Genomic DNA, 8,628 nt, shown 5'->3' with positions numbered 1-8,628 from the left:
CTTGGCAGAACCAAGTGAATGAGGGGAAACTGTCTTTTTTTGCAGTCGCTCGGCTCTGCCAAACGACTGCAAAATAGATTTTCTCTTCTCTGGCATCTCGAACGAAGAGAGAGAACTTACTGGGCGTTTGGAATTTGCTTGATGAAAAACCGAACCTTTTTTGAACTCTAAGCAAGGTCCTTCGCTTCAATCTGGATGACAGTTGGATAGTTAGCTATTGATTATTGAAAATGAATTTAGTTCAGCAGGTTATTTTGACTTTTCAACTTTGCTCCCTTCATAGCAGGTTTCTCCACCAGCCATTTGCATTCAAAAGCGGTCCATATAATGAGTCAACATTCCCCAACGATCTATTCCTTTTTCATAGTAATTAGCTGAAGACCAGCTATACTCCTCTGGATGCTTCGAGAGGTTCCAATGTGCTTGTAAGGGATTTAAATGAATATACTGAAGCTTTTGTTCACATACAGTCCTACTATACATATTTACAGCTAAAGGATCTCTCTGCCAAAATTGATAACATCTATCTTTTTTTCGACAGAAAATCTTTCTAAAACTAATGGATGATTAATCCTTAGATCTGCCTGAAGTTGATGGGCAGTCCATTTCATAAAACTAGTGTTGGGTAATTCTTTCCCATTCATATCTAACATTTCCCATACTAGATGCACATGATTAGGCATGATTACAAATCCATAAACTTTGATTTTTCTGCGAAGAATTAAATTTGTTAAACTACTAATTATTAATTCTTTATACTTATCTGGCTTTAGAAGATGCTTCCATCCTACAATACTTGCTGTCCAGAAATATACCTCATTTAAGTACATTTTTGATATTCTCTTCTCTGTGACTGAACTGCTACTATTTATGGTCATAATAAGGTTGCACTGATTAACTTCTCAATATATTGACATTATCTATTAGTACTTTTCTCTCAATCTGATAGTTATCAAACGGTACTTACATAAAAATGGCTGGTGAGGACACCAGCCATGGTAAACACGTTAACCTGCCGCCATGGTTGGTGTCCTCACCAACCATCATTCCTTCTCATAACAAGCCTTATTTAACTTCCACTAAAATGGCTGGTGGGGACACCAGCATGGGAAAATACGTTAATCTACCGCCATGGTTGGTGTCCTCACCAACCATCATTCCTTCTCATGAAAAACCCTACCTAACTTCCACAAAAAATGGCTGGTGAGACACCAGCCATGGGAAAAAAGTGAGCTTTCTAACAACTCGTATCCATTAACTCACAACCAACCGCCGTTCCAACTCCTCCAAGTGATCATCATGCAAATCCAAGTGAGTAACCATGCGAACTTTATCTTTTCCGAATACTGCACAGCGAATGCCTTTTTCGTTCAGTTTCTGCACGTAATCAGTGGCCAGTAAACCTTCGGCCAACTGGAAGATAACGATGTTGGTATGAACGGGTAATACCTCAACTACCTCGGGTACGCGGCGGACGATTCCTTCAATAACCTTGGCCCGCTGATGATCTTCTTTCAGTCTACCCACGTGATGATCCAAAGCGTAGATTCCGGCGGCGGCGAGGTAACCTGCCTGTCGCCAGCCACCGCCAAAGCGTTTCCGCACCCGACGAGACTTCTTAATAAACTCTTTGGTTCCCAGTAATAGCGAACCTACCGGACAACCCAGGCCTTTGGACAGACAAACCGAAATCGAATCAAATACTTCACCATACTGAGCCGGACTCTCCCCCGTTTCTACCAAGGCGTTAAAAAGACGAGCACCGTCTAAATGCAGGCTTAAGCCATTTTCTTCACAAACCGTCTTAATCCGCTGAATTTCGGTAAGGTCGTAAAAACATCCTCCACCTTTATTCACCGTATTTTCCAACGAAACTAACCGGGAAATGGGAGCGTGAATATCATCCGCTTTGATACTATCGCGGACTTGTTCGGCATTAATTCTGCCGTAATCGCCCGTCAGTAAAGTTGCCGAAACCAACGAATTACTCATCATTCCACCCCCTTCGTACAGGTAAATGTGCGACAGAGCATCACAGATCACTTCGTCACCCGGCGTGGTATGTACTTTAATAGCAATCTGGTTGGTCATGGTGCCGGAAGGACAGAACAAAGCCGCCTCGTAACCAAAAAGTCGGGCTGCTTTTTCTTCCAAAGCATTCACCGTTGGGTCATCCTGAAAAACATCATCCCCTACCAGAGCCGCAAACATGGCTTCCAGCATCTCTTTCGTAGGACGGGTAAGGGTATCGGAACGCAAATCAATCGTCATGGGAAGTCCTTATTCAAATACAACTGTCTTATTATTCTTCACAAAAACCCGATCCTCGAAGACGAGCTTAAGGGCTTTTGCCAACGCCATTTTCTCCACATCACGGCCCGCTGCGGCCAGTTCCTGCCAGGTTTTGGTGTGATTAACTGGAATCACTTCCTGAGTAATGATGGGGCCTTCATCCAAATGCTCATTAACAAAGTGTGCGGTGGCTCCAATGATTTTAACGCCCCGCTCAAAAGCCTGCCGGTATGGATTGGCTCCTACAAACGCGGGCAAAAACGAATGGTGAATATTAACCATCCGATTCGCAAAGTGCTGCTGGAATTCAGGGGAAAGAATTCGCATGTATTTTGCTAATATCACATAATCAGCCGGATAGGTTCCCAGCACGGATAAGACGGCGGCTTCGTGCTCTTCCCGCGAGAGGCCTTCGTGCGAAATCAGATGGAAAGGTAGGTTGAATTTCTCGACCAGCGGTCGCAACACATCGTGATTGGCCACTACCGCCAGAATGTTGAAATTCAAATCTTTATACGCATTCCGTATTAACAAATCACTTAGACAGTGGTGCTCCTTAGTAGCGAGTATAACCACGTCTTTCGGACGATTGGTATTCAGAGAAATGGTTACCGAATCAGGCAAAATGCCTCCTAAGGCATTCATAATTTTCTCTTCCTGGCACTCACCAGAGAATTCCGTACGCATGTAAAAATGGCCGTGCGTACGATCTACGAATTCGTCGTTACGAATCAAATTCAGCTCGTGGTGGTACAACACCCCGGAAACTTTATGAACCAGTCCTTTTTCGTCAGGACAATCAATGCGAAGAATATACAAGGAACCGTCTTTTTAATAATGACAACTTCTTACAAAAAACGTCAATCCTGACGGTGTGTACAAGTAGTTTGGTCTGAGTAAGTTTGATTTGTTTGAGAAGGATAAGCCTAGTTTGAGCGGTTGGATACAGATTGAATTGTTCGATAGGTAGGACTTATCCAACCTATTCCTTACCTCTCCTGTAGATATGGCTGGCAGCGAAACTTAACGGCATTCCTGAAATCAATGGGTTGCCAAACTTTCTCTACTCCGCTGCCAGCACTACCCTTTTGATAACCTACATGCCCACTAAACACTGCTGCCAGCGAAAAAAGCTGGCAGCGAAACTTAACAGCATTCCTGAGATTAATGGGTTGTCAAACTTTCTCTGCTCCGCTGCCAGCTTTTCCGCTGGCTGCACTACCCTTCTTCAAACCCCAAATCAACTAAACATAACTGGCAGCGGAACAGCGAAAAGATGGCCAAACGTTACGACTCGCTACATGCCTTCACAGTAAGCCCTTAACTCTTTCTGATCTGAATCGAAGGAGAACTGATCGTAAATAATTTCGAAATTAGAACGATCAACTACTGAATCCCAGCCCAGTTTAGCTACTTCCAGCCTCTCTTTTGGAGTATCAAACTGCTTAATGATCTCGGTTAACTGCTGCACATTGAATACCTGTTTTGCCAGCGTTTGCTTCATAAAATCCAGCCGCTTTTCCTTCGCAGTTCGCTGGATCGCTTTGAGGTATTGCTCCAGTTGATCGGCAGTCATTACCTCGTCAGACTTAGCCGGCATTTCCTGGGAACGATTCGGCTTCATAGTTTCTTCCATAGGCTTACTTCCTGGCATTAACCGATTCGCGTTTGGATTCACATTTTCATCCGGTAGCTGCCGCATCTGATCCGGCTCCTGTTGAGGCTGATACTGGTAAGGACGGTTCATTTCACCCGTATGAACGGGTATCGTTTTCTGAATTCGAAAGCCGTACTGCGGGTGTAAAATTGCCATCGTCCGGGTTTCGGGATTCAGCATTATGACCTGCCGAAACATCACGTTTCGGCCCTGATAAACCGTAACCTGAGCTCGTCCGGGATCCAGATCAAAAAAGCGATAGCGTCCCGTTGCGTTGGTAATGGACTGATCATTAACCACAACGGTTAGCCGCCCCCCGATGGGCGTTTCCAGAAAAAATTCCACATCCGCAAAGGCATTGCTGCAACTGAGCATTGCCAGCAAGGCAGAAAACACAATTAATTTCTTCGTTCTCATGGCTGTAAAGGCTTCTTTTCATTTTGACCAAAACTACCCCATTTCGTTCAACCTCTCCCGTTAAAATGACTTAAAATCGATGGGGCTATGCCGTGCCGGGACTCTCCTTACCAGACCCATTCCCGCAACTACGCAAATTTGACTACAGCGAAATTGTAGAATCAATCTGCATTTCATTGATGAAAAAAAGGTCGTGAGAAATGATGAGCATGGCTCCTTTGAAACTCTTTAACGATTCCGTCAGTACTTTCTGACTTTGCACATCCAGATTGTTTGTCGGTTCATCCAGAATTAAAAGATCTGTCGCGTCTGTACTAACCGACAAACAACACAGGCTCAGTTTCATCTTTTCTCCACCGCTTAGGCCCTCACATTTCCGATCCCATGCTTCTTTTGGAAATTGATGTTGGTGCAATAGCATCTTCAGTTCATGCTCGGGTACATGGCGACTGTTATATTTTTCTATTTGTTCAATAATCGTCAAGCCGTTGTCAATCATAGCATATTCCTGATCAAGGTAAAGAAACTTAGAATCGACTTTAAAAATTTCACCTTCACCAGGTACTAAATCACCCATCAACAGCTTCAGTAAAGTAGTCTTGCCAGAACCATTGTTCCCCGAAATTCGAATTCGTTCCCCCGAACGAATCTGAATAGTTAAAGGCTTCTGCCAAAGCATTTGATCCTGATAACTGAAATTGATACTTTTGGCCTCAATCAGTAGCTTACCCGGGTGCAAATCGGAACTTCCCAAATCTATCCTTAAGGTTTGGTAATGCTGAATTTGAGTTCTGATCGTTCTCAGATGATCCGTCAATTCATTCATTTTCTCCTGATGTACTTCCTTCAGTTTAGCCGTACTTTGTTCCGCCTGACTTTTTCTTCTATTTGCAAGTATTTTAGGCAAGGCTAGTTTTTGTCCGTGAGCTTTCCCACGGGCTTCTTTTTTATTGCGTTGTTCGGCTACTTCGCGGGCTTTTTGCTGGGTTTGTTTTAGCGTTTTTTCATTTTCTTCTAACTTCGATTGAAGAGCATTTAATTTCCCTTCTTTCTGAGCTTCATAAAAAGCATAGTTCCCTCCATACACTTCGATTCCGTTTGCACTTAATTCTAGCGTCTGATCGAGCAGATTTAACAACGTTCGATCGTGACTAACTACCAGCATAGTGGATTTACTCTGGTTAACAAACTCATAAAGCAGCTCCCGGCTTTGTGAATCCAGATGGTTAGTGGGCTCATCAAGTAGCATAACTTTGGGGCTAGCCAGAGAAGCTCCCGCAAGAAAAACCTTGGTTTTCTCACCTCCACTCAGGTTTTTAACTTTCTCAGAAAGAGCCAGATACTCTATCTGCCAATACGCCATTGCTTCCTGAACCCGTTCTTCGATCTCCCAGTCATCTCCTAACTCCGTGAAATTTTCTGCTTCGACATTGCCTGCTAAAATCGCGTAAAGAGCCTTTAATTTTTGGTCAATGCCTAATAATTCCGCAACGGTATATGCATCGTACTGCCCTAGTTGCTGTGGTACGTAATAGGGTTTTTCCAGAAAAATGCTTTCGCCTGCCGAAGCCTTTAAATAGCCCGCAATGGTTTGTAATAAAGTAGATTTTCCCGACCCATTATTCCCTACTAAAGCGGCTTTTTCTCCCGTTTGCAGCGAGAAATGAAGGTTATGAAATAGAGGTTGGTAATCGGGATGTATATAGGAAAGAGCATTCACGATCATACTCATGATGTGAGAAATTTAAAGCCTGAACAATAAAGAAAGTATATTGATTAATTCTCAGGAATTAACCTAGAAACGACACCAAGGGGTGTTTCGAAAAGGAGGAATATCACATGGATCTAAGTATTAGCCACGCCAGATTAAGAGGCGTCGGCGAATTGGTATTGTTACCAAAACATTCTGTTCTTCAGAATTAAAGACGGCAGGCACCATCTATTTACTTAGATCTCACATACAAAAAGAAAAGTTGGATATAATGCTGCAAAAGTAATACAAAAGGCCTTCTATTAAAATAACAGAGCCAAATTTCATTTATAATGGGCTCATGCTCAGGGCAAGACTAATTAAACTACCTTTACTTCAAACGAAAGGAATAGTTTGAATCCATTTTTATGATATTTTTGCCTGTACCCTTATTGTAAAACAAATTACGGTTAGTCCACCGAGTTGAACCCTTTTGAGAGTCTTAAACCATTCTCAAAAAACCACCTAATTTAATCTCTTTCATGAAAAAATTTCTAGTACCTCTTCTAGTGCTCAGCATTAGCCTAACCAACTGTACTACAATTATCAATGGATCCAAGCAATCCGTTAGCGTTCTTAGTCGCCCTACGGGTGCAGACGTGTATGTAGATGGGCAACTGGCCGGGAAAACGCCCATGTATGCGAATGTGAAACGGAAAAATGGTCATGCAATCCGAGTAGTGATGGATGGTTATGAGCCTTACGAAGTGGGCCTTACCCGTAAACTGGATGGTTGGGTGTTTGGTAACATCATTTTCGGAGGAATTATTGGCTTAATTATCGATGCTTCTACGGGTTCCATGTATAAGCTTACGCCAAATGAAATCAAAGCCCGATTAGCAGGAGGAGATACGCAAACTACTTCGGTTGAGCACCAAAAAGACGGCGTTTATATTCTGGTAACTATGAATCCCGATCCTTCCTGGGAAAAAATTGGAACGCTGGAAAAAGCGAAGTAACTCATCCGTATTTTCGTTAGTGCAGGTCATTAACTAAAAATGAGCGGGGTATGACCCCGCTCATTCACTGAAAGCTGTAAACCCACAACGAAAAACTAATTTACGTCAAACCAAAGTTTGGTCGTCAGTAGATCCGTTCCCTGATTGGCTACAGCGGCTTTATAACTGGCATTATTCAAGGCCTGTTCTCCCGTCGGATACGTTAGACGAACGGGCATCTTTCCATTCAGAACACCCGCATACGCTGGTGTTAACTGCGGATAATCCAGACGACGCCATTCCGCAAAAGCTTCCTGACTTTCGCCGAACAAAGCCAGCCATTTCTGCTCGCCAATTGACTTCTTATAATTTGCCGCATTATACGCCACCGAAGGCTGAGCCAGATACGTAGTAATAGCCGTAGAAGCTACATTGTATTGCTGCAAAGATGCTGTAACAGCCTGCTGGTATAAAGTTGCCGCGTTGTCCTGAATGAGGCCACGCTGGGCGGCTTCGGCCAGGTTAAATAATACTTCGGCATAATTCAGAAATACCGCCGGAGCCGAAGGAGCTGTGAAGTAATCGCCCAGCTTTGACGTTCGGGTAAAGCCTAATCGGGCGGCTGAGTCAGCGGGTAAGCCGTTCGTTACGCCTACATAACCTAGTGGTGTAGCATCTACCGTGCGGTTTACGTAAATGCTCAATCGAGGGTCATTCAACTGCAATAGCTTATCAACGATGCTTTTACTCACCCGGTAATCATCCCGCGTTTCCCGATCCCGGCTCACGGGGTTTTGGTTCGGAGAAGTCAGATACGTGAACTTCGCGTTTTCGTCATTACTGGCAATCAAGTCACTTTTCGCTAAGCCTGCAATAACCGTCCGGGCTGCCGTAGCATCCCGATCCGCCAGACGCAGGGCAATCCGCAGACGCAGGGAATTTGCAAATTTCTTCCAGCGAGTCATGTTACCATTATACACCACATCCCCCGAAATCGTATTCGCTCCGCTAACGTCAATCAACGAAATGGCTTTCTGTAAATCATTCAATAAGCCAGCATACACGTCTTTTTGAGCATCGTATTTCGGCGTCAGGTAGTCGTTTATATTCAAAGCCTGGCTGTAAGGAATATCTCCGTATAAATCCGTTAGCATCTGAAATGACCATGACTTCATGATGATACCAACGGCCTGATAATTCGGATTATTTGCCCGTTCTCCCAGCTTGATGACCTCCGCAAAGTCATTGATCCCCTGGGTATACGTATTCGTCCAGATGTTCTGAATATTTGTTGGACTCGTCGTATATTTATCTACGTCAGTATACTGAATCTTCGCCCAATATTGTACAAACAGCGTCGTCGTTTCCATCGAAGCATCCGAACCCATTACTAAATCGGCACTGGATTTCAGAGCATTCGTTAATAGGTAATCGGGCTGAGCCACCGTGGCTTCGTTGGGATTTCGATTAATATCTTCCAGTTCCTTCTGGCAGGCCGTTAACCCGGCTACCAGCGTCAGCGGAAGGATCAGTTTCGTGAAACTCTTGATTTTCATAACAATGAATATGTTGAA

The 8,628-nt window shown here is 43.8% G+C and carries 7 protein-coding genes; 1 reads left to right on the top strand and 6 read right to left on the bottom strand.

What is annotated here, in order from left to right; genetic code table 11:
* Nucleotides 1-491 precede the first annotated feature (491 nt).
* From BWI96_RS09370 to BWI96_RS09345, 5 genes are all read right to left on the bottom strand, one after another.
* Nucleotides 492-878: a hypothetical protein gene (locus BWI96_RS09370; protein WP_232793659.1), complete on the bottom strand. Its 387-nt coding sequence runs from the start codon at nt 876-878 to the stop codon at nt 492-494.
* Between the two features lie 376 nt (nt 879-1,254).
* Nucleotides 1,255-2,271, bottom strand: a complete 1,017-nt coding sequence (locus BWI96_RS09360) for a low specificity L-threonine aldolase (RefSeq protein WP_106636375.1) — start codon at nt 2,269-2,271, stop codon at nt 1,255-1,257.
* Between the two features lie 9 nt (nt 2,272-2,280).
* Nucleotides 2,281-3,111, bottom strand: coding sequence for a formyltetrahydrofolate deformylase (purU, locus tag BWI96_RS09355; protein ID WP_106636374.1), 831 nt, complete (start codon nt 3,109-3,111; stop codon nt 2,281-2,283).
* A gap of 478 nt (nt 3,112-3,589) precedes the next feature.
* Nucleotides 3,590-4,366, bottom strand: a complete 777-nt coding sequence (locus BWI96_RS09350) for a DUF4476 domain-containing protein (RefSeq protein ID WP_106636373.1) — start codon at nt 4,364-4,366, stop codon at nt 3,590-3,592.
* Nucleotides 4,367-4,508: 142 nt separating this feature from the next.
* On the bottom strand, nt 4,509-6,098 hold the full coding sequence (locus BWI96_RS09345; protein ID WP_106636372.1) for an ABC-F family ATP-binding cassette domain-containing protein: 1,590 nt from the start codon (nt 6,096-6,098) through the stop codon (nt 4,509-4,511).
* 500 nt (nt 6,099-6,598) lie between these two features.
* Here BWI96_RS09345 and BWI96_RS09340 point away from each other — a divergent pair, with 500 nt between their 5' ends.
* On the top strand, nt 6,599-7,075 hold the full coding sequence (locus BWI96_RS09340; protein WP_106636371.1) for a PEGA domain-containing protein: 477 nt from the start codon (nt 6,599-6,601) through the stop codon (nt 7,073-7,075).
* Between the two features lie 95 nt (nt 7,076-7,170).
* On the opposite strand, the gene BWI96_RS09335 is transcribed toward BWI96_RS09340, so the two are convergent.
* Nucleotides 7,171-8,610, bottom strand: a complete 1,440-nt coding sequence (locus BWI96_RS09335; protein WP_106636370.1) for a SusD/RagB family nutrient-binding outer membrane lipoprotein — start codon at nt 8,608-8,610, stop codon at nt 7,171-7,173.
* Nucleotides 8,611-8,628: the final 18 nt, after the last annotated feature.

It is taken from the genome of Siphonobacter sp. SORGH_AS_0500 (genome assembly GCF_002838835.1).
GTDB lineage: Bacteria > Bacteroidota > Bacteroidia > Cytophagales > Spirosomataceae > Siphonobacter.
The sequence above is the reverse complement of the archived record's forward strand: the minus strand, read 5'-3'. Positions and strand labels throughout refer to the sequence as shown.

Bases quoted from the DNA above. Each gene is read 5' to 3' on its own strand.
- BWI96_RS09370 (WP_232793659.1), bottom strand. From the start codon at position 878: ATGACCATAAATAGTAGCAGTTCAGTCACAGAGAAGAGAATATCAAAA.
- BWI96_RS09360 (WP_106636375.1), bottom strand. From the start codon at position 2,271: ATGACGATTGATTTGCGTTCCGATACCCTTACCCGTCCTACGAAAGAG.
- BWI96_RS09350 (WP_106636373.1), bottom strand. From the start codon at position 4,366: ATGAGAACGAAGAAATTAATTGTGTTTTCTGCCTTGCTGGCAATGCTC.
- BWI96_RS09345 (WP_106636372.1), bottom strand. From the start codon at position 6,098: ATGAGTATGATCGTGAATGCTCTTTCCTATATACATCCCGATTACCAA.
- BWI96_RS09340 (WP_106636371.1), top strand. From the start codon at position 6,599: ATGAAAAAATTTCTAGTACCTCTTCTAGTGCTCAGCATTAGCCTAACC.
- BWI96_RS09335 (WP_106636370.1), bottom strand. From the start codon at position 8,610: ATGAAAATCAAGAGTTTCACGAAACTGATCCTTCCGCTGACGCTGGTA.